We start from the raw sequence: 23,413 nt of genomic DNA, 5'->3' as shown, positions 1-23,413 counted from the left end.
AGACAAGCAACAATCATGATTTAGATTGATCGAAGTTATGCAATTCATGACCTAGGTCACGATAGGCTTTGTAACGCTCACGACCGGCAAGGCGCTCTGCTTCATCAATAGTCACAACCTCAACGATGCGAGGGAAGCGGGCAAGTAAGCCTGGGACGTCAGAAGGCATACGCATTCCCAAATGAATCAACACATCCGCATGAGGAAGATGAGACAAAGCAGGTGATAAAAAATGATCTGTCAGCAAAATAGGCGTATCGATTGCTGTCTCGTCTTCAATAAAACAATGTGGCAAGAAATCCGTTGCACTAAATGTCCAAAGTAATTCATCCAACTTTTTGAGATCCGCTTTCTCGCCCACCATCACGATATTACGTACAGGCTCACCAACGGGCGTAGCACTCCAGATCTTGCGTGTTAAGCGACAAGCGTATTCCAGCTTATCGCTGACGTTGCTATGAAAATCAATCCGAGCCATGAATTACTTTTGCTCTAGCAAGTAATTCACGAGCAAAGGCACTGGGCGCCCAGTTGAACCTTTGGCGGCGCCACTCTTCCAAGCAGTGCCGGCGATATCTAAGTGAGCCCATTTATATTTTTCAGTGAAGCGCGATAAGAAACAAGCTGCGGTCACACTACCTGCTGGACGCCCACCAATATTGGCTACATCTGCAAAGTTGGATTTCAGCTGCTCGTGATAAGCCGCATCCAATGGCAAACGCCATACAGTATCTAAAGAGGCATGACCCGCCTTTGTGAGTGAGCTGACTAAACCCTCATCATCAGAGAACACGCCGCTATGTACATGGCCTAATGCAATGATGCAAGCGCCAGTCAAGGTAGCTACATCAATCACTGCTTTAGGCTTGAAGCGCTCAACATAAGTTAAGGCATCACACAGGATTAAGCGACCTTCAGCATCGGTATTGAGAATCTCAATCGTTTGCCCCGACATGCTCTTCACAATATCGCCTGGACGAGTAGCTTGGCCAGATGGCATATTTTCACAAGTGGGGATCACGCCAATGACGTTCTTTTTTAACTTCATCAAAGCGCTTGCATACATTGTGCCAATCACCGATGCAGCGCCACACATGTCGTACTTCATCTCATCCATCGCCTCACCAGGCTTGAGAGAAATGCCACCAGTATCAAAGGTAATACCCTTGCCCACCAAAACAATCGGGGCCTCGCCTACTTTGCCACCAAGGTGACGCATCACAATAAATTGTGGCGGCGTATCAGAACCTTGAGCTACAGATAAAAATGAGCCCATACCCAGAGCTTCAATTTGCTTGCGACCTAAAACCTCAACCTTTAATCCAGTCTTTTTACTTAAGCCTTGCGCCGCCTTACCTAAATAGGTTGGCGTACAAATATTGGGAGGCAAATTACCCAAGTCTTTAGCTAAGTTCATACCCTCAACCATTGCAGCACCCTCTGGAACCGCAGCCTTGAGCTCTTTAGCGCAAGTATCATTTCCTACAAAGATAAGATGGTTAAAGGTGTCTGCTTTATCTTTGGCCTTGAACTTCATCGCCGGCTGGCGAACCCCAAAGCGATATGCCTGGTCACCAGCATACTGAATGGTCAAGCGCACCTCTTCGGCAATGAACTCTGCACGATGGCCCAAAGCGAAACTTGGAATAAACCACAAGGCACTTTGAATGGAGCCGCCGCTGAGCTGCTTCAATGCGGCGCGCGCAATTTTTGAGTATGAGACCAGGCTTCGTGCGCTAGCTGGAACAATATCGCCCAAAGATACCAAGAGGATGCGCTTTACTTTCACTCCAGATGTGGCCCAAGACTTTTCAGCTCGGATCACACAGGTAGATGCCTGCTGAGCATCGAGGTCACCAACGAGATTGGCATGGCTAACAGAACCGCCGAGCAGACGATCCAATTCGAGTAAAAGTCCAGATTTGGATTTGGCGGTCGCTATAGCATCTAAGTCCGCCTTTGAATAAGCTAAAACTAAGCAGTCGGAGCTCTGTGCCAATAAAGTGGCTAGACTTGCTTTTAGTTGCTTAGGGTTATTCAGATCGGCTTGCGCGAAAATCTTGGTGCTAAATTGGATGGTCATGATGTCTTAAGGTATTTTTAAGTCAATTCAAGGGAAAAAATGGGTATTTATCCATTATCCTCCGAGATGCAGGTTCACATCTTGAGTGAGCCAATAACAGTGAACTCACCATTTATTCATGATTTTTCACCAAACCCTTCGCCGCGAACTCAGTTTTACGACTGGTGGCGTTTTCTTGGTCCTGGTTACCATCATGATTACCACTCTGGTTATCCGAATTCTGGGCTTTGCGGCCAACGGCGCCGTCAATCCAGAGGATGCTCTCGTCCTCATTGCGCTGGCCACTCTTGGCTATATGGCCGTTCTTTTGACCGTCTCCCTCTTTGTGGCCGTTCTGATGGTGCTAGTGCGCTGGTACAAAGACTCAGAAATGATTGTTTGGTTTGCTAGCGGCCTCAGCATTGCTAGCCTCATTCGACCCATCCTGCGCTTTGCAGCACCGCTGATTGTCATCATTGCCCTTTTAGCCCTTTTTGTTTGGCCTTGGGCTAATCGCGAATCCACCATCATCAGCCAGCGCTTTCAGCAGCGAAGTGATGTCTCCATGGTTGCTGCAGGCCAGTTTAGAGAGTCGGCCAAAGCCGAGCGGGTATTTTTCATTGAAGAGTTAGATGTGGATAAAAGCGAAGTGAAAAATATCTTTGCCGCAGAAACCAAAAATGGTCGTCTGAGTGTCGCCGTTGCCTCCACTGGATTTATTGAGAATGCAAAGGGTGACGGCAAATCCATCGTCTTAAATAATGGCCGGCGCTACGAAGGAGTACCAACGCAAGCTGATTTTAGGATTCTAGAGTTCGCCCAATACAGCACCAACATCCAAAACAAGAGCGCACTCGATCCAGCACCACGTGATCGAGAAAAATCGGTATCCGAGTTATTAAACGATCCCAATGTGGCCGCGGCTAATCCCAATCATGCCGAATTACTGTGGAGAATCGGTTTACCACTAATGGCACTTGGGCTTGTATTAATTGCAATCCCGCTTGCTTATGTCAACCCAAGACTGGGTAATTACACGGCAATGTTTTATGCGGTGTTGATATACCTCATTTATAGCAACCTCTTAAACCTCACGCAAAATTTTGTGTCACAAGGCAAGGTGAATGTTTTGGTGGCGGCTTGGCCCATTCACGCCCTCGCTTTTGGCATGGCTTTTTTACTCATTCGCAATCGTATTAATCCATCCCTGAAATGGTGGCGTCGTCAACTACCTTCGTTCTTGGCTAATAGATGAAATACCTATTTCCTTATATCTTTGAACGCTATTTAGCTAGGCAAATTTATGCGGCCTTTGGTTTTATTCTTTTCGCCTTAGTCACACTGTTCTTATTTTTTGACATCCTCAGTGAGCTTGGCTCAGTTAAGGGTCAATACACTTTGCCACTAGCATTGCTGCATGTTTTATTGAAAGCACCAAGCCGTATCTCTGAAATTATTCCTATCGCTGGTTTGATTGGAAGCATCTATGTATTTGCGATGCTCGCAAGTCAATCTGAGTTCACTATCTTACGCATTGCTGGATTGGATATGCGTAGGGGCTTAACTACCCTAGCAAAGATATCACTACCCCTAGTGATCGTTACGCTCATGATGAGTGAATGGCTTGGGCCTTACACAGAAAACTTATCTGATCAAATTCGTATGAAGGCTTTGGGCTCATCCTATAGCTCGCAATTTAAAACTGGAGTGTGGGTCAAAGATCGCTTACGTGATGAGGATGGTAGTGGTCCAATTAGGCCAGGAGTTCGCTATGTCAACGTTGGAAAAATTGAGCGGGACAACGAAATCAAAAATATCCGCATGTATGAGTTTGATGATGCCTATCGTCTGCTATCTATTCGCAGTGCCGTATCTGGACGCTTTGATCAAACCGGAACTTGGATTTTGGATGATGTCACCGAAACTCGCTTTAAAGAAACCAAGCAAGCGGATCCACTAAACCCAGTGTATTCAGCGCAAACTTTTGTTCACCCGATCATCAGCCTAAATTCTGAAGTCACTCCACAAATTTTGAGCGTACTTTTAGTCAGCCCAGAAAAAATGTCGATCTTTAGTTTGGGTCGCTTCATTTCTCATTTAAGAGATAACAAACAAGATGCGCAAAGGCACTCCATTGCCTTTTGGAAAAAAGTAATTTATCCATTCACTATCTTCGTCATGCTGGCACTAGCCCTGCCATTTGCCTACTTAAAGGTTCGGGCAGGCAGCGTTGGCATTAAGGTATTTGGCGGCATCATGCTGGGCATGAGCTTCCAGCTCTTTAACTCGCTCTTCTCAAATGTGGGGCTTTTAGGGTCATGGCCGGCATTGTTAACCGCCCTAACACCTCCATTGGTGTATTTCATTTTGGCGATGGTGGGTTTACGTTGGGTATCTAGAGCTTAATACCTCAAAATCATATAGAATCTGATTCCTATATCGCAGTTGATATAAAGAATGGAATCCATATGAATCTGCATCAATTTCGATTTGTTCGTGAAGCCGTCAGGCAGAACTTTAATCTCACCTCGGCTGCCAAGGCACTCTTTACCTCTCAGCCCGGTGTTTCCAAAGCCATTATTGAGTTGGAAGATGAGCTTGGCGTAGAAATATTCCGACGGCATGGTAAGCGCATTCGCTCCCTTACAGAGCCGGGCAAGCGCATCCTCATCTCGATTGAGCGAATTTTGGATGAAGTGGAAACTTTAAGAAGAGTGGGCAAAGACTTCGCTAGCCAAGATCAGGGTAACTTTGTGATTGCCACCACCCACACCCAAGCTCGCTATGCCCTGCCTAAAGTGTTGACTGAATTTACAAAACGCTTCCCCAAGGTAAGGGTCAGTATTCAGCAAGGAAGCCCAGGTCAAATTGCAGAGCTACTCATTCATGATCGTGCTGACATCGCCATAGCCACTGAAGGTATTGCCAATACCCCTGGAGTACTGGCACTCCCAGGCTACCAATGGCATCACGTCATCATGGTGCCACTAAGTCACCCACTCCTCAATCAATCCACAATCACTCTAGAAGAAATTGCGAAGTACCCGCTCATTACCTACGACAAAGCTTTTGCGGGTCGCAGCAAGATTGATGCCGCTTTTGCACAACGCAATCTCAGCCCCGATATTATTTTGGAGGCGATTGATGCAGACGTCATTAAGACCTATGTAGAAACTGGAATGGGTGTGGGAATTGTTGCTGGCTTAGCCTATGACGCAGATCGAGATCGCAATCTCCGAGTCATTCCAGTTGGGCACTTATTTGGCAACAACGTAACGCATTTAGGTGTTAAACAAGGGGCTTACTTACGCTCTTTTGTGTACACTTTCATCGAACTATTCTCACCCACGCTCACCAAGAAAATTGTTGAGCAAGCGATGAATAGCGAGTCAGAAACTTACGAGATTTAAGATTGATAAGGTCTCGGGGCGAAAATAACAGCCTACTTGAGATGGTGCCCCGGGGCGGACTTGAACCGCCACGCCTTGCGGCACCGGATTTTGAGTCCGGCACGTCTACCAATTCCATCACCGGGGCAGGTGTTTGCAGTGGAAATACTGCATTGAAGCTTACTAAGAGGTGAGAGTGTAACAAAAAAGTTGTAGAGCCCCTATTCTTAGCCTCAGAAGACCTTAAAATAGGCTCTTCAAGCCACATTACTCAAAAGGACTTACCCGTATGGCCGGCCATTCGAAATGGGCCAACATTCAGCACCGCAAAGGACGTCAAGACGAAAAGCGCGGCAAGATTTGGACCAAACTCATTAAAGAAATTACGGTTGCAGCTAAATTAGGCGGCGGCGATATTGCCACGAATCCCCGTTTGCGCCTAGCGATCGATAAGGCTAAAGATGCCAATATGCCGAATGACAACGTGCAGCGGGCAATTCAGCGCGGTACAGGCTCTTTGGAAGGTGTTAACTACGAAGAAATTCGTTACGAAGGTTATGGCCTTAATGGCGCCGCCATCATTGTCGATTGCTTAACGGATAACCGTACCCGAACTGTTGCTGAAGTACGCCATGCATTTGCAAAAAATGGTGGCAATATGGGTGCCGAAGGTTCTGTTGCTTTCATGTTCAAGCACTGCGGTCAAATGTTATTTGCCCCAGGCACCAATGAAGATCAACTGATGGAGCTCGCACTAGATGCTGGCGCAGAAGATGTGATCACCCATGATGATGGTTCGCTTGAGGTACTCACCCCAGTGCCTGAGTTTCCTAAGGTACAAGACGCACTCAATCAGGCTGGTTTAAAAGCAGAGCTAGCAACAGTGACGATGCGCCCCGAAACTGAAACCGAACTCGAAGGTGATCAAGCGGAGAGTATGCAAAAACTATTAGACGCGCTTGAGAACTTGGATGATGTTCAAGAAGTATTCACGAACGCTTCCCTGTAATCGACCAGCTTTTTGAAACTACTTATTAATACATCCTTTAGTCCTTTATGAAAATTCTTTTAATTGGTTCTGGTGGTCGTGAACATGCACTAGCATGGAAGCTTGCGCAATCTTCACAAGTTCAAACCGTATATGTAGCTCCGGGTAATGGCGGCACAGCTACGGCAAAACAAACCGTAGCAGGTATCCAAAACCTCCCGATCTCCGACCTTCAAGAATTAGCAGACTTTGCCAAGCGTGAAAAAATTCACCTTACTGTAGTTGGTCCTGAGGCACCATTGGCTGCAGGTATCGTGGATGTATTTCGCAACAATGGCTTGCGCATCTTTGGGCCTACTCAGCTAGCAGCCCAATTAGAGTCTTCCAAAGATTTCTCTAAAGCGTTTATGAAGCGTCATGGCATCCCAACAGCGGAGTATCAGACTTTTTCAAACGCATTAGAGGCTCACACTTATATTGATGCTAAAGGCGCACCGATCGTGATTAAGGCAGATGGCCTTGCTGCAGGTAAAGGTGTCGTTGTGGCAATGGACTTAGTGGAAGCGCATGCAGCTGTTGACATGATGCTAGCAGATAACAAACTGGGAAATGCTGGTGCACGCGTAGTCATTGAAGAATTTCTGACGGGCGAAGAAGCCAGCTTTATTGTTCTTGTGGATGGCAAACATGTCTTGGCTTTAGCAACGAGTCAAGATCACAAGCGCTTGCTCGATGCCGATCAAGGGCCCAATACCGGTGGGATGGGCGCTTACTCCCCTGCTCCAGTAGTGACTCCAGAAATTCATGCGCGCGCCCTACGCGAAGTCATCATGCCTACAGTGAAAGGCATGGAAGCTGATGGCATTCCATACACAGGTTTCCTCTATGCTGGGCTCATGATTTCTCCCGATGGGAAGATTAAAACTCTAGAATTTAACTGCCGCATGGGTGACCCAGAAACACAGCCCATCATGGCACGTCTGCGTAGCGATCTCGTAAACGCACTGGATCATGCTGTTGACGGCACACTCAATGCAGTGGACCTGGAGTGGGATCGCCGCACTGCTTTAGGCGTAGTATTGGCAGCTCACAACTATCCCAATACTCCACGTAATGGCGATGTTATTACAGGTATCGCTACTGATACTGAAGATCAATTGACTTTTCATGCCGGCACTAAGTTGCAAGATGGGAAGCTGGTCACCTCTGGCGGTCGCGTCATGTGCGTCGTAGGTCTATCGGATACCGTTCGCGGTGCGCAACAAAAGGCATACGAAGCAATTGCTCAGATCCAATTCGATGGCATGCAATATCGCAAAGATATTGGCTATCGGGCAGTGAAATAACCCTAACTACAAAGGACTTTTCATCCTTGTCATCAACTGAACAGACTCAAATTAATATTGCAGAATTAGAAGCTTACTTTTTAGGCCTGCAAGATCGCATTACCACTGCAATGAGCGCCCTCGATGGTAAGGCCTTCATAGCGGATGCCTGGGAGAAGCCAGAAGATAGCAAGCTACGTGGTTATGGTCGCACTTGTACTTTAGATGGCGGCAATATATTGGAAAAAGGTGGCGTTGGTTTTTCTCATGTACGCGGTGATCAAATGCCTCCTTCAGCATCACACCACCGCCCCGAAGTCGCCGGTCGTAGCTTTGAGGCCATGGGCGTTTCCTTGGTGTTTCACCCAAATAATCCCAAGGTGCCAACTACACATATGAATGTGCGCTGTTTTATAGCACAAGCTCCCGATAAAGAGCCGGTTTGGTGGTTTGGAGGCGGCTTTGATCTTACCCCCTACTATGGCGTTGATGAGGACTGCAAACACTTCCATCAAACTGCTAAAGATGCTTTAGATCCATTTGATAAAGAGCTACACCCACGATTCAAAAAATGGTGTGATGAATATTTTTATCTCAAGCATCGTGAAGAGCCTCGCGGTATTGGTGGTGTATTCTTTGATGACTTCAATGAGCTGGGTTTTGAGCAAAGCTTTGCCATGACACGTGCTGTTGGCGATGCCTTTATTGAAGCCTACTTGCCGATTGTGGAGCGTCGTTATAAAGACAGCTTTACGCCCGAAGAAAAAGCGTTTCAAGAATACCGTCGCGGTCGTTATGTAGAGTACAACTTGTTATTCGACCGAGGCACCATTTTTGGCCTGCACTCTGGCGGACGAACAGAATCTATTTTGATGTCGATGCCACCCGTAGTGCAGTGGTGGTACAACTGGCAAGCAAAACCAGGTACGCCAGAGGCGAAGTTGTACGACTATTACCTTAAGCCGCGCGACTGGCTTGCCTAACTTGATCTCAATACATTTGGATACTCCCAAAAAAATTGGCATTCTGGGAGGTACTTTTGACCCACCACATCTTGGCCACCTTAAACTGGCCATGCATTTTGCGAAACTTTTACACCTGGACACTCTGCTCCTCATCCCGAGTGGTGAGCCCTGGCAAAAAAGCCCTGGCATCACGCCCGCAGAAATTCGTCTTGAACTCACTGAAGCAGCATGCGCTGATTTAGCTAGGGCATTTCTGTATCTAAAAATACCGACTCAAATTGGAGTTGATCGCATTGAAATTGATCGGGCAGGTCCAAGCTATGCAATCGATACAGCCAAAGCCCTAAGAGAGCGTTTTGGCTCAGAGGTCAACTTAACTTGGTTGATGGGAGTCGACTCTCTAATCAATCTCTCCTCCTGGAAGTCCTGGGATCAATTACTAGGCTTTGTGAATTTGGCGGTGGCCAGCAGACCTCATCATCAACTTGATACCCAAATCAGCCCTGAAATTAAGGCTTTATTAGAAAAGCATTCATGTATTAATACAGACACCCTTGAAAAAAGCCGATTTGGCCACATCTATCTAGATAACAGTCTTGCAATAGATCTTTCATCCACAGAGCTTCGAAAACAGCTGAAAAGCGCTTCTCACAGGGATATTGCCTCAGAGCATATTCCGTCTCATGCCTTAGAGATCATTACAAATTTAGGTCTGTACAGGTAATCAGGCTAAGATCACCCTTATATTCAAAAATCTCAGAAAAATACTAAAGAAACTATGGACTTAACAAAATTACAACGCGTCGTGATTGATGCTCTCGAGGACGTCAAGGCACAGGATATTCGTGTATATGACACCACTAAGCTCAGTGAATTATTTGATCGCGTCATCATCGCCACAGGTACCTCTAATCGTCAGACTAGATCGCTAGCCATGTCCGTTAAAGAGGCTGTCAATACAAAAGGTGGTGAAGTGATCTCGGTGGAAGGTCTGGAGACTGGTGAGTGGGTGCTGGTTGATTGCGGTGATATCGTCGTTCATATTTTGCAACCTGCATTACGCGCCTACTATCAGCTTGAAGGCATGTGGGGAGCCAAACCTGTGCGAGTGAAACTAGCTGCGGATAAGGGGCTAGTGAAAGCAAGCGACCCAGACGACGAAGAGTAATGCTTTAGTAATGCGTTTAACGATTGTTTCTGTTGGTCACAAAATGCCAGAATGGGTTGCAACTGCAACCCATGATTACATTAAGCGCATGCCCACAGATTGCAGCATTGAAATCAAAGAGATCAAACCGGATCTCAGTCCAGCCAAAGAAGCTATCAAAATTGCAGCAGCTATTCCGAAAGGCTCTCGGGTGATTGCGCTTGATGAGCGTGGCAAAGATCAAACCACACAAAATCTAGCTACCCAGTTGGCAGGCTGGCGGCAAGAAGGTTTTGATATTACTTTTTTGATTGGTGGTGCCGATGGACTCGATCCCAGCCTTAAGGAGAATGCTCAAGCGATGTGGCGCCTCTCGAGTCTGACCCTGCCACATGCCATGGCAAGAGTCTTACTGGTTGAGCAACTCTACCGAGCTTGGACTATTTTGCAAGGCCACCCCTATCACCGCGAGTAAGTTATTCATGTTTTCTTATATTTACCTTGCCTCACAGAGTCCACGACGCCAAGAACTGCTTAAACAGATTGGCGTCAAGTTTGAGATGCTGATTGCAGCAACAGGTGAGGATACGGAAACCCTTGAGACCCCACTCCCTGATGAAAAGGCGCGTGCTTATGTTGAACGAGTTACCTTTGCCAAAAGTGCTATTGCCTTAGCCAGGTGGCATCACAGTGGTAAACCTTGGGCACCGATCTTGTGTGCAGATACTACCGTCAGCCTACCTAGCAATTCAGCCGGTGAAATTCTTGGAAAACCTCATGATGCCGCTGATGCTGCGCGCATCCTAAAAATTCTGAGCGGCAAAATACATCAGGTATTAACTGCAGTTGTGCTTACGATTGACCCAAAAACCAATCCACTGTGTCTAGTTCAAGTTTCTGAGGTGGAATTTGCCCACTTAACTGAAGCTCAAATTGATAGCTATATCCAGAGTGGCGAGCCTTTTGGTAAGGCTGGAGCATATGGTATTCAAGGTCTTGGTGGCGCTTTTATTCCCTCAATTAAAGGCAGCTATAGCGGTATCATGGGATTACCCATCTTCGAAGTTAACCAATTACTAGATTTCGCAAAAGTCGCCCGCATATGAACGAAGAAATTCTGATCAACATCACCCCCCAAGAAACACGGGTGGCACTAATTCAGCAAGGGGCCGTTCAAGAGCTTCAGATCGAGCGTACCCGTCAGCGTGGCATTGTTGGCAATATCTATTTAGCAAAAGTTGTACGGGTTCTGCCTGGCATGCAGTCCGCCTTCATTGAGATCGGCTTAGAGCGCACTGCATTTATGCATGTCGCCGACATTACTCAAAATAATCCTCAAGCTCAAATAGAAAAACTACTCTTTGAGGGCCAAAATGTTTTAGTTCAAGTTCTGAAGGATCCTTTGGGAAGCAAAGGTGCACGTCTCACTACTCAACTTAGTATTGCTGGCCGGAACTTGGTTTATCTCCCGCCAGCTGGTACGGATGCAGCTACCGAGAAATATATTGGCGTCTCTCAGAGAATCGATCAAGCTGACGAACGTGAGGCCATTAAGGCGCGCCTTGCAGGACTGATGCCTGCCGACGAAAAGGGTGGGATCATTGTGCGTACCAGCGCACAAGATGCCAGCGATACTGAGCTTGAGCATGACATGCATTACCTGCGCACAACCTGGGAAAAGATTCGTGAGGCTGTAAATCACAAGGCCGCGCCTAGCTTGCTCTATCAGGACCTCAGTCTAGCTGAACGTGTATTACGAGATCTTGCTAGCGAAGAAACTTCAGAAATTCGGGTGGACTCAGCTGAGAACTTTGAAAAGCTCAAAGGATTCGCTACGCTTTATATGCCAAATCTATTGGACAAACTTACACTGCATCGTGGCGAGCGCGCCTTATTTGATTTATTCGATGTGGATGCTGAAATTAATAAAGCACTGGGTAGAAGAGTTGATCTCAAATCGGGTGGCTATCTGATGATCGACCAAACAGAATCCATGACTACGATAGACGTCAATACCGGAAGTTATGTAGGCGCACGCAATCTGGATGACACCGTATTTAAAACCAATCTTGAAGCTGCCCAAGCTATTGCCCGTCAGCTGCGCTTACGTAATCTTGGCGGCATCATCATCATCGACTTTATTGATATGCTGAGCAAAGACCACCAAGAATCGGTTTTACACGAACTGAAGCGCAATTTAGAACGCGATCATGCTCGCACCTCAGTGAATGACTTTTCCTCGCTGGGACTGGTGGAGATGACGCGTAAACGTACTCGAGAATCTCTAGCCCATATTACCTGTGAGCCATGCGCTACGTGCCAAGGCAAAGGTGAAATCAAAACTGCACAAACGGTTTGCTATGAGATTTTGCGAGAGATTGTGCGCGAGCATCGCCAATTTAACCCCCGGGAATTTAGAATCGTTGCCGCACCTGATGTGATTGATCTTTTCCTTGAGGAAGAAAATCAATTCTTGGCACAGTTAGGTGACTTTATTGCCAAGCCCATCAAACTCCAGGCAGAAGGCAACTTCCGCCAAGAACAATACGATATCGTTCTTAGCTAATCATTGATTAAGCATTTGAAAATTGAATGCGATGCAAGTTAGCGTATAAGCCATCCTTAGCAATCAACTCTTCATGTGAGCCGTTCTCAATCACATGACCGTGCTCTAGCACCACAATCCGATCGGCATGCTCAATAGTTGATAAGCGATGCGCGATCACCAAAGTGGTTCTGCCGGCCATTAACCGCTCTAAAGCATCTTGAACTTGACGCTCTGATTCAGAATCGAGTGCTGAGGTTGCTTCATCTAAAATCAGAATAGGCGCATCTTTATAGATGGCTCTTGCGATAGCTAAACGCTGACGTTGACCGCCTGATAGACGATTACCGTTGTCACCAATTTGAGTATCAATTCCTTCGGGCATTTCTTTCATGAGTGCAGATAAGTTTGCCGCCTCAAGAGCCTCTATGACACGTCCTCGATCAATGCCCTCCGTGCCCGTAGCGCCGTAGGCTACGTTTGCCGCAATACTGTCATTGAATAAAATCACATCTTGACTCACAAAAGCAATTTGCTTACGCACATCAGCCAGCACAATATCCTCTAGGGGAATATCGTCCAAGAAAATTTGCCCACTGGTCGGCTTAAAGAAACGCGGTAATAAATTGACTAGTGTTGATTTACCGCCACCAGACGGACCAACAAAGGCAACCACTTCACCAGGCTTAATATTCAAACTCACACCAGTGAGAGCATCTTTTCGTCCAGCTTCTTGCTGGTAAGAAAAGCCGACATCTTCAAACCGAATTCCACCCTTAGCTTTACCTAGAGGCTTCATACTCTCCTTACGGGATTCATCTTCTTCAAAGGGTTGATCCATGAGGGAAAAGATCATTTCCGCAGCAGTTAAGCCGCGCTGCAATGGCTGATTAATATCAGCGAGATGTTTAATCGGCGATATCACCAACAACATAGCAGTAATAAAAGAGGCAAAGCCACCAACCGTAGTTCCCTCGGTAGCTGACTGCATCAAGGCGATGACCAAGACGATCGATAGCGCCATAGAAGCGATGAGCTGGGTAATTGGCTGATTCAAGCCGCCAGCAACCGCTGATTTCAAGGCAAATCGGCGAAGACGATCAGCCTTTTCCATAAAGCGACCCATCTCGTACTCTTCAGCACCATGCACCTTCACGATCTTGTACCCAGCGGCTGACTCTTCAACAATGTAAGCGAGCTCACTGGTCATTGTTTGCTGCTCACGATTCAGTGAACGTAAGCGTTTATTAATCTTTCCAATGATGAAGGCAATAATTGGGAAAATCATCAGCACTACTAATGTCAGTTGCCAATTTAGGTAAATCAAGTAGCCAATCAATCCAATTACGGTGAGAGAGTCACGTACTAAACTAATCAACATACCACCCATAATGGAGAGGGCATTATTCACCTCAAAAACTACCGCGTTAATTAAGCTGGATGCAGAGTTCTTTTGGAAGAACGTAGTACTTGAATGCAGTAATGCCTTAAACATTTGCATACGCATCTTCAGCAAAACGGCATTGATAACGCGATTAAGTAGATAACTAGACAAAAATTGTGCCATCCCTCGAACAAAAGCTAGGCCGACCAGGAAAACTGGCACCAGCCAGAGTTTTTGATCCATCTGACCAGTGAAGCCACGATCGAGCAAAGGCTTCATGAGGGCCGGAATAGAGGTTTCTGCGCCAGCAACCAGTGCCATGGCCAATATAGAGCCAATAATTAAGCCAATATGGGGCTTAAGGTACTGAATTAAGCGATTTAGGGCGGTACGGTCTTGAGCATTCATATAATGAATTATGCCCACCTTATCCGTCATACTCATTACTCGCAATGAAGAGGCCAATTTGGCCGATTGTTTGGCCTCCCTGGAAGGGATTGCCCAGCAAATTGTGGTGGTGGATACCAATAGCACCGATAGAACCCTAGAGATTGCTAAAAACTATGAGGCCGTCATTAGCCAACCGGCGGATTGGCCTGGATTTGGGCCTCAAAAGAATCGTGCCTTAGACCTGGCAACTGGCGAGTGGGTGCTCTCCTTAGATGCAGATGAGCGACTAACTCCCGCCCTCAGAAGTGAGATTCTGACCGCTATTAATCATTCAGCTCATGTTGACTGCTTTGCAATTCCACGCCTATCTTGGTATTGCGGTCGTTTTATTCGGCATTCTGGCTGGAGTCCAGATTATGTGGATCGATTATTTAAGCGCGGCACCGCCCGCTTCTCGGATGATCTGGTTCATGAACGACTAATTCCTAGCGGGCAAGTAGCAAAATTAGAGAATCCGATGCTGCATTTTAGCTTCATGAACTACTCACAAGTACTTCAGAAGTTAGATCGCTATTCAACAGCTTCAGCAGAACAGGCATTTTCTAAAGGCAAAAAGAGTAGTCCATTAACTGCCGTACTTCATGGTTTTTGGGCTTTTACTCGTACCTACTTTATCCGTCTTGGTTTTTTAGATGGTCCTCAGGGTTTTGCATTAGCCATCTCGAACGGGCAAGGAACCTACTATCGCTATATGAAGTTGTGGCAATTACACCAAGAAGCAAGCTCCAATCATTCTCTCAGTAAATGATCTCCGTACTTCTGGCGACCTATAACTGGCCGCAAGCCCTCAAAATCTGTCTTGAGTCACTTAGCACTCAAACAGATTTAGATTTTGAAATCATCATTGCCGATGATGGGTCCACCACAACTACCAAAGATCTCATAGAGGCAATTCAGAAAAATTTCCCAGTAAAAATCACTCATCTATGGCAAGAAGATCAAGGATTTCGTAAGACCCGCATTCTCAATCAAGCCATTCAAGCAGCGCATGGTGAATATCTCGTATTTCTCGATGGTGATTGTATCGTTCAGTCGGACTTTATTTCACAACATCGCGCACTGTCTCAGGCGAACCATCTAGTGACAGGAAGTCGTGTCTTGCTGAATGACGAGCTCAGCAAGCAATTACTTTTATGGGCAAATTGGGATTTTAAGAAATTCACCGGTAACTTATTAAGCTCTCGACTATCCGGCGGCATCAATAAGTATTGGCCCCTCAAAATTAAGTTAGGTGATGGCGCCTGGCGCAAATATAAAAAATTTGTCTGGCGCCGTATTAAAGGTTGCAATATGGCCTGCTGGAAGACTGATGCCTTAGCTATTGGCGGCTTTGATGAAACTATGACAGGCTGGGGACACGAGGATGCTGATTTTGTTTTCAGACTTCAAAGCAAAGGTTTGATTCGTAAATCTGGATCTTGGGCAACTGAAGTCTTACACCTTTACCACCGCATCAACGATCAATCCAATGCTGCCGAAAATGCACGTCGCGTCCGTGAAAAAATTCTGGCTAAAGCTCGGTAAGATTGAGTTACATTAGCCCCATGACTGCATTCTCAGCACTAAAACCTAAAAAAGTTTTATTTATTGCGACTCGCCAAATTGGAGACGTCCTTGTCACTACGCCACTAATTTCACAAGCACGTGACTTGTGGCCAGATGCGGAGTTTCACTTTCTAGGCTACCGCGGTAAGCTCGAGATGCTCAAAGGCAATCCCGATATTGCCCAGATTATTGAAACCTCAGATCGTCCCAAGTTTTGGGAATACCTCACTTTATTTTTCAGACTCTTTCAACGTTATGACTTGGCAGTGGTTACACAACCCAGTGATCGCGCCTATTGCTATGGCCTAGTAGCGGCGCATCACCGTGTGGGCGTATTGGGCGGCCACCCCCAAGGTCACACGGAACAAGATAAAGCGAAGAGAAGTAAGACTGATAAGCAAAATGCCTGGAAGAAGGCGATTAGCTTACATACTGTTGACGTAGATTATTTTGCACAACACGTCATCACCGAAAAGCTTCGTCTGCTCGAGATCTTCTATCGAAAACCGCTAGACTTATTCAATAAACCTATTTCAGTAAGTGCACCGGCCGGTGACCCAGTCACACCCAGTATTGCCAGCCAACTGCACTCACCTTATGTAGTAGTTCACCCTGGGCCTTTAACCGCATATAAGCGTTGGCCACTTGCGTATTGGCAAATATTGCTCACATGGGTCACAAAGCAAGGTTGGCAAGTGGTACTGAGCGCATCCCCGGCTAAGCAAGATCTACAACTCAATCAAGATATTCTTTCATTGCTCGATGAGGAAACCCGTAAACAGGTTGTAGATACTGCGGGCCAACTCACTATCCCACGGGCGGGAACACTAATTCGTGGAGCGATAGCTTATGTTGGGGTAGACACCTCCATCACGCACTTAGCAGCAGCATGCAATACACCCACCATTGCTCTATTTGGTCCAACACCACCCACTAACTTTGGGCCTTGGCCCAATGGTTTTGTTGGCGAACAACCCTATGAATTAAGATCTCGCACGCAGACGGTTGGTAATGTCACAATCCTACAAGGGCCCGGTGAATGCGTTCCCTGCCGAAAAGCAGGCTGTGAGGATCGTGCAAGTAGCAATAGCGAATGCTTGGACCAGCTAGACCCCAACCAAGTAATCGAAGCATTGCAAAGCGCGACAAAGAAATAAAAAATGCGTGTTTAGTGGTACTGAACCTGAACCACATTAGATTGCTTAGCTGCCAAAATTTGATTCAAACTATGTAAGCAAGCATCATCTGGATAAATCCGCAACTCTTCCGGGAACTGCATCAAGCAGGCTCCACCACTAGTGGTAACTGCAGCAGTCAGCATTAAACCTTTCATACCTTCACTAGCGCTTGGCATAGAGACTGCTGAAGGCCCTAACTTTGGATCTCGCACACGATTGCTCATCAAGAAAGGTCCAATTTGGCTGCGTAAGGATTTGAGATCTATGGCCGAATCGATGGACAGATGAAGGTTACGCGCAAAACGCATACGGGCTCCCGTAATATCCATCACTGCCTCAGAAACAATTCGTACCCCGCCAGAAAACTTATCGGGAGTGATATTGACCTTGGCCACTAGCAACTCATCTTCTTTGAGCCAAGAACGGTTTGGTTCATAGACTTCGCTATAGAGCGTCACTTCAATCGCAGCAGTGCCATCATCAATGGTTGCAATCATCATGCGGCCACGCTGACCAGTCAACATCCGAGCAGAGGTAATAATGCCGGCAATCAACTGATCTTTACCCTCAGCCACCTTGGCTAATGGCTGGCGAATGAAATGCGCCGTCTCGTCGCGATAGGCATCAAACATATGGCCGGTCAAACACAATCCAAGGGCGCTTTTCTCATCTTGGAGACGTTTCTTTTCAGACCACGGTAATTCGCGGACTAGCTCTGGCAAATGACGATCATCTTCCCCTGCCACCTCAAACAAACTCACTTGATTAATTGAAGCTTCAGCTTGCTCGGCAGCCTCAATAGCGCGCGCAAGAGAAGCCAAGAGAGTGGATCGAATATCGTAAGGATTGCCACCCGCAGGAATAGAGTCCTTATACAAGCTATCAAAAGCACCAGCACGCATCAAAGCCTCAATCGCTCGACGGTTCACCTGCCTCCGATCAACGCGTGCGCAGAAATCAAACAGGTCCTTAAATGGGCCGCCAGACTCACGCGCCTTCACTATCACCTCAATGGCCGCTTCACCTGTTCCCCTCACGGCACCCAAACCATAACGAATATGACTAATGGGGGAATCCGGTGCAGCATCTGGTGCACGCAATGGTGTGAATACATAAACGCCAGTATTGATATCAGGTGAGAACACGCGAATATTATTTGCCAAACAATCGTCATACAGAATCTTCACCTTATCGGTGTCATCCATTGCGAGCGATAAGTTGGCTGCCATAAATTCAGCCGGGTAATAGGCCTTTAGCCAAGCAGTTTGATATGCCAAGAGCGCATAAGCAGCAGCATGGGATTTATTAAATCCATAGCCTGCAAAACGCTCCATCAAGTCATAAATCTCGTTAGCCTTACCTTCAGTAATACCGCCTGCTTTTGCACCGTCACTAAAAATCTTACGATGCTGTGCCATCTCTTCAGGCTTCTTCTTGCCCATTGCTCGACGCAACATGTCTGCACCACCCAGTGAGTAGCCGCCAATCATCTGCGCCATCTGCATCACCTGCTCTTGGTAGACCATGATGCCGTAGGTTTCTTGCAGAACGGGCTCAATCCGAGGATCTGGATACTCTACTTTTTGCCGCCCGTGCTTACGTTCAATAAAGTCCGGGATCAAATCCATTGGGCCAGGACGGTAGAGGGCAACGAGCGCAATAATATCTTCGAAGCGGTCAGGCTTAGCTTCGCGAAGCATGCCTTGCATGCCGCGACTTTCTAGCTGGAAGACGGCGACTGTATTGGCATTCTTTAAAACTTCAAAAGCCTTTTGATCATCGAGCAAAATTTCACCGATATTCCAATCTTTACGGTCGGCGTGTAGCGTCTTAATCCATTTCTCAGCAGCCGCCAAAATCGTTAAGGTGGTTAAACCCAGGAAGTCGAACTTCACTAAACCGATCGCCTCTACGTCATCTTTATCAAACTGACTAATGACGGAACCACTCTCTTGGTCTTTAGAGTCTTTCGCTTCTTGCGTATACAGCGGGCAAAAATCAGTTAAGCGGCCAGGCGCAATTAATACACCACCCGCATGCATACCCACGTTACGGGTCATACCCTCTAACTGCTGTGCGAGAGACAACAGTTGACGCACTTCATCTTCATTCTTTTCACGCTCGCCTAATTGCTTCTCTTCCTTCTTAGCCATTTCAATAGTCATGTACTGACCTGGCTTATTCGGAATCAATTTTGCGATACCGTCAACGAAGTTATAGCCTTGTTCAAGCACGCGGCCTACGTCACGAATCGCAGCACGTGCAGCCATCGTTCCAAAGGTCGCAATTTGACTAACCGCATCTTTTCCGTATTTATCTTTTACGTACTGAATAACGCGATCTCGCCCATGCTGGCAAAAGTCAATATCGAAGTCGGGCATCGATACCCGCTCAGGATTTAAGAAACGCTCAAAGAGGAGGTTGTAACGCAGTGGGTCAAGATCGGTAATACCCAGTGAATAAGCAACTAAAGAGCCAGCACCAGATCCACGGCCCGGACCTACAGGTACGCCATTATTTTTCGCCCAATTAATAAAGTCCGCAACAATCAGGAAATAACCTGGGAAACCCATTTGAGCAATCGTCTTCACTTCAAAGACGAGGCGCTCATGATAGCGAGCCTCTTCTTTGGCGCGCTCTTCTGGATCAGGAAAATTGCGCTCCATATGGCGCTTCAAACCAATCTCGGATTGCTGTAATAAATAATCGTCGAGCGTAATACCTGGTGGCGTTGGGAAATCCGGCAAGCGCGGCTGACCTAAGGTCAAAGAGAGATTACAACGCTTGGCAATCTCCACTGAGTTTGTAAGTGCGACTGGCAAATCTGCAAAGCGCTTTTCCATCTCCTCTTGAGATAAAAAATATTGCTCTTCATTAAATTTCTTGGTGCGACGAGGATTACCTAAAAGTTCACCTTCAGCAATACAGACTCGAGCCTCATGGGCTGTGAAATCACTACGCTGCATAAACTGCACAGGATGTGTGGCAACAATTGGTAAATCCATTTCACTCGCAAGGTGACAAGCCAACTGTAGGTGCTGCTCATCCTGAGGATGACCACCGCGCTGCACTTCAATATAAAAAGCATTTGGGAATAAGCTTGCCCAACGCTTGGCAGCATCTTTAGCTAAATCTTCTTGACCAGCTAGAAGCGCAGCACCAACATCACCCCAGCGTCCACCTGAAAGGGCAATTAATCCATAAGACAGTGTTCTTTTTGCAGCTTTATCTTCAGCCTTTGAGGCTGGTTCGCTAAACCATTTGAGATCGACCTCAGCTCGACCTCGGGATTGATTCTCAAGGGACGCCTTACTTAAGAGCTGGCATAAATTGAGGTAGCCGGAGTGATTTTGAACGAGGAGTAATAAACGATGAGGTTGATCTGGGTCTTGAGGATTGCTAACCCAAACATCTGCGCCTGCAATTGGCTTGATGCCGCTAGAGCGTGCAGCACTATAAAAACGGACCAAGCCAAATAAATTACTTAAGTCGGTGAGGGCTAAGGCGCCCATACCATCTTTTTCGGCAGCAGCTACCGCATCGTCAATGCGAACGACGCCATCCGTAATCGAAAACTCGGAATGGACGCGCAGATGAACAAAACGGGGTGAAGCCATGAGATCATTTTAGCTGTGCCGAACTTCAAAAACCCCTCACCCCCAGCCGACGGCTATCGCGGGCGATTTGCCCCCTCGCCCACTGGCTCGCTTCATGCGGGATCCCTAGTTGCCGCCCTGGGAAGCTGGTTAGATGCCCGTAGAAATCACGGGAAATGGCTACTCAGAATTGAGGATTTGGATACTCCCCGCTGTATTTCTGGGGCAGATCAAGAAATCCTGCGCCAATTGCTTGCTTGCGGCCTTAATTGGGACGAGGAGCCAACTTGGCAATCTAAACATCAAGAGCGCTATAAAAAGGCTCTAGAGCGCTTAAATCAGCTCCAAATCATCTATCCCTGCACCTGTTCTAGACAAGATATTGCAAACGTCCTAGAAGCTCGTGGCGTAATGACTCCCCGCAATCAAGAGATGGTCTACCCGGGAACCTGTCGCCCACATCAAATTGGCACCTACGATGAGGTAGAAAGATCATCAGCACAAGTGGCTTGGCGACTTGCTCTGCCACCAGGGATCACCATGCATTTTGAAGATCTGGTCCTTGGTAAACAAACGCAAAATCTCAATCGAGAAGTGGGGGATTTTGTACTGCATCGCCGAGATAGTGTGTTTACCTATCAACTGGCCGTCGTGGTGGATGATGCTGAGCAAAAGATTACACACATTGTGCGTGGGGCGGATTTACTGAACAACACAGCACGACAAATGTATCTGCAAAGAGTCTTGGGATATCAAACTCCGAGCTACCTGCACCTACCCTTGGTGCTTGATGAACATGGCGAAAAACTCAGCAAGCAAACTTTGGCAAGCGCCATTCATACTGAGAATGCGCAGCAGGCTTTACAAGAGTTACGTAAAGCCGCAATGCATTTAGGACTGAGAGATCTACCAGACGGAAAAGAAACTACGATTGCACAGTGGCTTTTGGCAGCCACCCAAGCCTGGGATAGAAAAATTACTTCTTCTTAAAGCCGCCCAGCAAAGCGCCAAGCGCTGGTTTTGAGGGAGTAATCCCCACTTTTTTTTCTGTAGGATTTACAGTCTCTGATGCTGGCTTAACTACAGCGCTGGGCTCATAAGGCTTGTAGAAAAATGGATCTGACATTTTTGCTGGCGCATCTGATCTCGACGAATTCCTGCTGGATGCGGGGCGTGAACTGCCCTCAGGTAATGGCTGAATGTCCAACTTGCGCTTCATCAACTTTTCAATATCATCGAGTAAACGTTTTTCACTAGCATCGACCAATGCAATGGCATCGCCTTTACTTCCAGCGCGTCCCGTACGGCCAATGCGGTGAATAAAATCTTCCGCATTAAACGGCAACTCATGATTAATCACACAAGGCATAGATGGAATATCCAGACCACGAGCAGCCACATCGGTTGCAACCAAGGCTTCGATCGCTCCAGATTTAAATGCATCCAAAGTAAGAGTACGCTCACCCTGACTCTTATCACCATGAATCGCGCCAGCTTTAATGCCATCACGCTCTAATGAGCGAGCTAGCCTTGCACAGCCTAAACGGCTGTTGGTAAAGATAATGCACTGGCGAGATAAGCCTTGACGAGTACGTGCTTCAAGCACTTTCACAATCGCCTGTTGCTTATCAGCACTAGCTACCATATGCACCACTTGCTTAACAGTATCTGCCGCAGCATTTTGGCGCGCCACTTCAACAGTCACTGGCGTACGCAAATAACTTTGGGCTAATTTCTTAATCTCAGGTGAAAACGTAGCGGAGAACAATAGTGTTTGGCGCTGAGCCGGAATCAAATCAATGATGCGCTGCAAGTCAGGTAAAAAGCCCATATCGAGCATGCGATCGGCTTCGTCTAGCACCAGAATTTCTACTTGAGACAGGTTCGCTACTTTAGAACCAATGTGATCAAGCAAGCGCCCTGGGGTAGCAATCAAAATCTCTACACCGCCACGCAGTGTAGCCACTTGCTCTTTCATATCCACGCCACCGTAAACCACGGCAGCACGCAGATCGGTATGCTTAGAGTAACTCGCTGCATTCTCAGCAACCTGAACAGCCAGCTCACGTGTCGGTGTTAACACCAAAGCACGGATCGGATGGCGAGCAGGCGAAGCACTGCTACTAGCATGACGCAGAATCTTTTGAATAATGGGCAGTACAAAAGCAGCCGTTTTACCGGTACCTGTTTGAGCCGCGCCCATTAAATCACTTCCCGCCAAAACGTGCGGAATCGATTGCGCTTGAATCGGAGTTGGAGTGTTATAACCCTGCTCGGATACCGCTTTTTGAATCTTTGGATCTAAACCAAAGTCAGCAAAGGTCATTGTTGCTGGGGTGGCGCTACTCTCAGTAGCGCCGGTGGGGGAATTTATTTCAGGAACAGTATTTATCAAGGTAACTTACAGAATGGCTGCAATGCCGGCCTTTGCGGTTTCGGCATCCTCAGTCGATTTAACGCCGGAAACGCCGACTGCGCCGATGGTAAACCCGTTTACCTCGATATTGACGCCACCTTCCAACATGCCCGAAATATGTGGGGCAGATAAAAAGGAAGTGCGTCCGTTATTAATAATTTCTTCGTATACACGACTCTCGCGCTTACCCATTGCAGCAGTACGTGCTTTTTCTTGAGCAATGTAAGCAGAGACAGGAGCACATGTATCACGACGGATCAAACCTAATAGGTGACCACCATCATCACAGACAGCAATCGTCACAGCCCAGTTATTGGCAGCAGCGTGCTTGTCAGCTGCATCCAAAATCTTTTGAACATCAGCCTGGGTTAAATACGGTTTAGTTGACAACATGATTAATCTCTCTGTCTCGAATATGTTTTA

The 23,413-nt window shown here is 47.0% G+C and carries 20 protein-coding genes, 1 tRNA gene and 1 pseudogene; 15 read left to right on the top strand and 7 right to left on the bottom strand.

The annotated features are described in order from the left end of the window. Window positions 1–13 precede the first annotated feature (13 nt). Together ICV89_RS02815 and ICV89_RS02810 are read right to left on the bottom strand one after the other, a co-directional pair. Window positions 14–478, bottom strand: a complete 465-nt coding sequence (locus ICV89_RS02815) for a DNA polymerase III subunit chi (protein ID WP_215309502.1) — start codon at window positions 476–478, stop codon at window positions 14–16. A gap of 3 nt (window positions 479–481) precedes the next feature. Then, the gene (locus ICV89_RS02810) at window positions 482–2,077 is read right to left on the bottom strand and encodes a leucyl aminopeptidase (protein ID WP_371817885.1); all 1,596 of its coding nucleotides are present in this window, start codon (window positions 2,075–2,077) and stop codon (window positions 482–484) included. Between the two features lie 124 nt (window positions 2,078–2,201). Here ICV89_RS02810 and lptF point away from each other — a divergent pair, with 124 nt between their 5' ends. From lptF to ICV89_RS02795, 3 genes are all read left to right on the top strand, one after another. Beyond that, window positions 2,202–3,317, top strand: coding sequence for an LPS export ABC transporter permease LptF (gene lptF, locus ICV89_RS02805; RefSeq protein WP_215309498.1), 1,116 nt, complete (start codon window positions 2,202–2,204; stop codon window positions 3,315–3,317). Then, a complete protein-coding gene (gene lptG / locus ICV89_RS02800; protein ID WP_215309496.1) occupies window positions 3,314–4,468 on the top strand; it encodes an LPS export ABC transporter permease LptG in 1,155 nt (384 codons plus the stop codon). The genes lptF and lptG overlap by 4 nt, the downstream gene beginning before the upstream one ends. Window positions 4,469–4,530: 62 nt before the next feature. Continuing rightward, window positions 4,531–5,472, top strand: a complete 942-nt coding sequence (locus tag ICV89_RS02795) for a CysB family HTH-type transcriptional regulator (RefSeq protein WP_215309494.1) — start codon at window positions 4,531–4,533, stop codon at window positions 5,470–5,472. Between the two features lie 42 nt (window positions 5,473–5,514). Here the strand turns inward: ICV89_RS02795 and ICV89_RS02790 are convergent. After that, a tRNA-Leu gene (locus ICV89_RS02790) sits at window positions 5,515–5,599 on the bottom strand. Between the two features lie 141 nt (window positions 5,600–5,740). Between ICV89_RS02790 and ICV89_RS02785 the strand changes: the two genes are divergently transcribed. The 8 genes and pseudogenes from ICV89_RS02785 (at window position 5,741) to rng (ending at window position 12,442) form a co-directional block, all read left to right on the top strand. Next, on the top strand, window positions 5,741–6,460 hold the full coding sequence (locus tag ICV89_RS02785) for a YebC/PmpR family DNA-binding transcriptional regulator (protein WP_215309492.1): 720 nt from the start codon (window positions 5,741–5,743) through the stop codon (window positions 6,458–6,460). A gap of 47 nt (window positions 6,461–6,507) precedes the next feature. Continuing rightward, a complete protein-coding gene (gene purD, locus ICV89_RS02780) occupies window positions 6,508–7,785 on the top strand; it encodes a phosphoribosylamine--glycine ligase (RefSeq protein WP_215309490.1) in 1,278 nt (425 codons plus the stop codon). A 50-nt stretch (window positions 7,786–7,835) separates the two neighbouring features. Continuing rightward, a complete protein-coding gene (gene hemF / locus ICV89_RS02775) occupies window positions 7,836–8,747 on the top strand; it encodes an oxygen-dependent coproporphyrinogen oxidase (protein WP_215310298.1) in 912 nt (303 codons plus the stop codon). 16 nt (window positions 8,748–8,763) lie between these two features. Next, window positions 8,764–9,453 carry a nicotinate (nicotinamide) nucleotide adenylyltransferase gene (gene nadD / locus ICV89_RS02770; protein WP_215309488.1) on the top strand — a complete coding sequence of 230 codons (690 nt, stop codon included), beginning with the start codon at window positions 8,764–8,766 and terminating at the stop codon, window positions 9,451–9,453. A 54-nt stretch (window positions 9,454–9,507) separates the two neighbouring features. Continuing rightward, window positions 9,508–9,894: pseudogene (rsfS, locus tag ICV89_RS02765) on the top strand (ribosome silencing factor); the annotation flags it as partial. A 13-nt stretch (window positions 9,895–9,907) separates the two neighbouring features. After that, the gene (gene rlmH, locus ICV89_RS02760) at window positions 9,908–10,351 is read left to right on the top strand and encodes a 23S rRNA (pseudouridine(1915)-N(3))-methyltransferase RlmH (RefSeq protein ID WP_215309484.1); all 444 of its coding nucleotides are present in this window, start codon (window positions 9,908–9,910) and stop codon (window positions 10,349–10,351) included. A 7-nt stretch (window positions 10,352–10,358) separates the two neighbouring features. Continuing rightward, the gene (locus ICV89_RS02755) at window positions 10,359–10,982 is read left to right on the top strand and encodes a nucleoside triphosphate pyrophosphatase (RefSeq protein ID WP_215309483.1); all 624 of its coding nucleotides are present in this window, start codon (window positions 10,359–10,361) and stop codon (window positions 10,980–10,982) included. Next, window positions 10,979–12,442 carry a ribonuclease G gene (rng, locus tag ICV89_RS02750; RefSeq protein ID WP_215309482.1) on the top strand — a complete coding sequence of 488 codons (1,464 nt, stop codon included), beginning with the start codon at window positions 10,979–10,981 and terminating at the stop codon, window positions 12,440–12,442. Before ICV89_RS02755 ends, rng begins: the two co-directional genes overlap by 4 nt. 7 nt (window positions 12,443–12,449) lie before the next feature. Here the strand turns inward: rng and msbA are convergent, their stop codons facing one another. After that, window positions 12,450–14,213, bottom strand: a complete 1,764-nt coding sequence (msbA, locus tag ICV89_RS02745) for a lipid A export permease/ATP-binding protein MsbA (protein WP_215309480.1) — start codon at window positions 14,211–14,213, stop codon at window positions 12,450–12,452. A 10-nt stretch (window positions 14,214–14,223) separates the two neighbouring features. Here msbA and ICV89_RS02740 point away from each other — a divergent pair, with 10 nt between their 5' ends. Genes ICV89_RS02740 through ICV89_RS02730 form a run of 3 tightly spaced genes read left to right on the top strand, consistent with a single transcriptional unit; the run spans window position 14,224 to window position 16,957 of the window. Continuing rightward, window positions 14,224–15,003, top strand: coding sequence for a glycosyltransferase family 2 protein (locus ICV89_RS02740; RefSeq protein WP_215309478.1), 780 nt, complete (start codon window positions 14,224–14,226; stop codon window positions 15,001–15,003). Continuing rightward, complete coding sequence (locus tag ICV89_RS02735; protein WP_215309476.1) at window positions 15,000–15,779, top strand: glycosyltransferase family 2 protein; 780 nt, start codon at window positions 15,000–15,002, stop codon at window positions 15,777–15,779. The genes ICV89_RS02740 and ICV89_RS02735 overlap by 4 nt, the downstream gene beginning before the upstream one ends. A 20-nt stretch (window positions 15,780–15,799) precedes the next feature. Further along, window positions 15,800–16,957: a glycosyltransferase family 9 protein gene (locus ICV89_RS02730; protein WP_215309474.1), complete on the top strand. Its 1,158-nt coding sequence runs from the start codon at window positions 15,800–15,802 to the stop codon at window positions 16,955–16,957. Window positions 16,958–16,968: 11 nt separating this feature from the next. Here ICV89_RS02730 and dnaE read toward each other — a convergent pair whose 3' ends face one another. Then, window positions 16,969–20,595: a DNA polymerase III subunit alpha gene (dnaE, locus tag ICV89_RS02725; protein WP_215309471.1), complete on the bottom strand. Its 3,627-nt coding sequence runs from the start codon at window positions 20,593–20,595 to the stop codon at window positions 16,969–16,971. Between the two features lie 15 nt (window positions 20,596–20,610). Between dnaE and gluQRS the strand changes: the two genes are divergently transcribed. Continuing rightward, window positions 20,611–21,564 carry a tRNA glutamyl-Q(34) synthetase GluQRS gene (gene gluQRS / locus ICV89_RS02720; RefSeq protein ID WP_251370895.1) on the top strand — a complete coding sequence of 318 codons (954 nt, stop codon included), beginning with the start codon at window positions 20,611–20,613 and terminating at the stop codon, window positions 21,562–21,564. Here gluQRS and ICV89_RS02715 read toward each other — a convergent pair. Both ICV89_RS02715 and ICV89_RS02710 read right to left on the bottom strand, forming a co-directional pair. After that, a complete protein-coding gene (locus ICV89_RS02715; protein WP_215309467.1) occupies window positions 21,551–22,969 on the bottom strand; it encodes a DEAD/DEAH box helicase in 1,419 nt (472 codons plus the stop codon). The two genes, gluQRS and ICV89_RS02715, sit on opposite strands and share 14 nt — an antisense overlap. A gap of 6 nt (window positions 22,970–22,975) precedes the next feature. Then, a complete protein-coding gene (locus ICV89_RS02710; RefSeq protein ID WP_215310296.1) occupies window positions 22,976–23,380 on the bottom strand; it encodes a heme-binding protein in 405 nt (134 codons plus the stop codon). Window positions 23,381–23,413 lie beyond the last annotated feature (33 nt).

It is taken from the genome of Polynucleobacter sp. Adler-ghost, assembly GCF_018688495.1.
Taxonomy (GTDB): Bacteria; Pseudomonadota; Gammaproteobacteria; order Burkholderiales; family Burkholderiaceae; genus Polynucleobacter.
The sequence above is the reverse complement of the archived record's forward strand: the minus strand, read 5'-3'. Positions and strand labels throughout refer to the sequence as shown.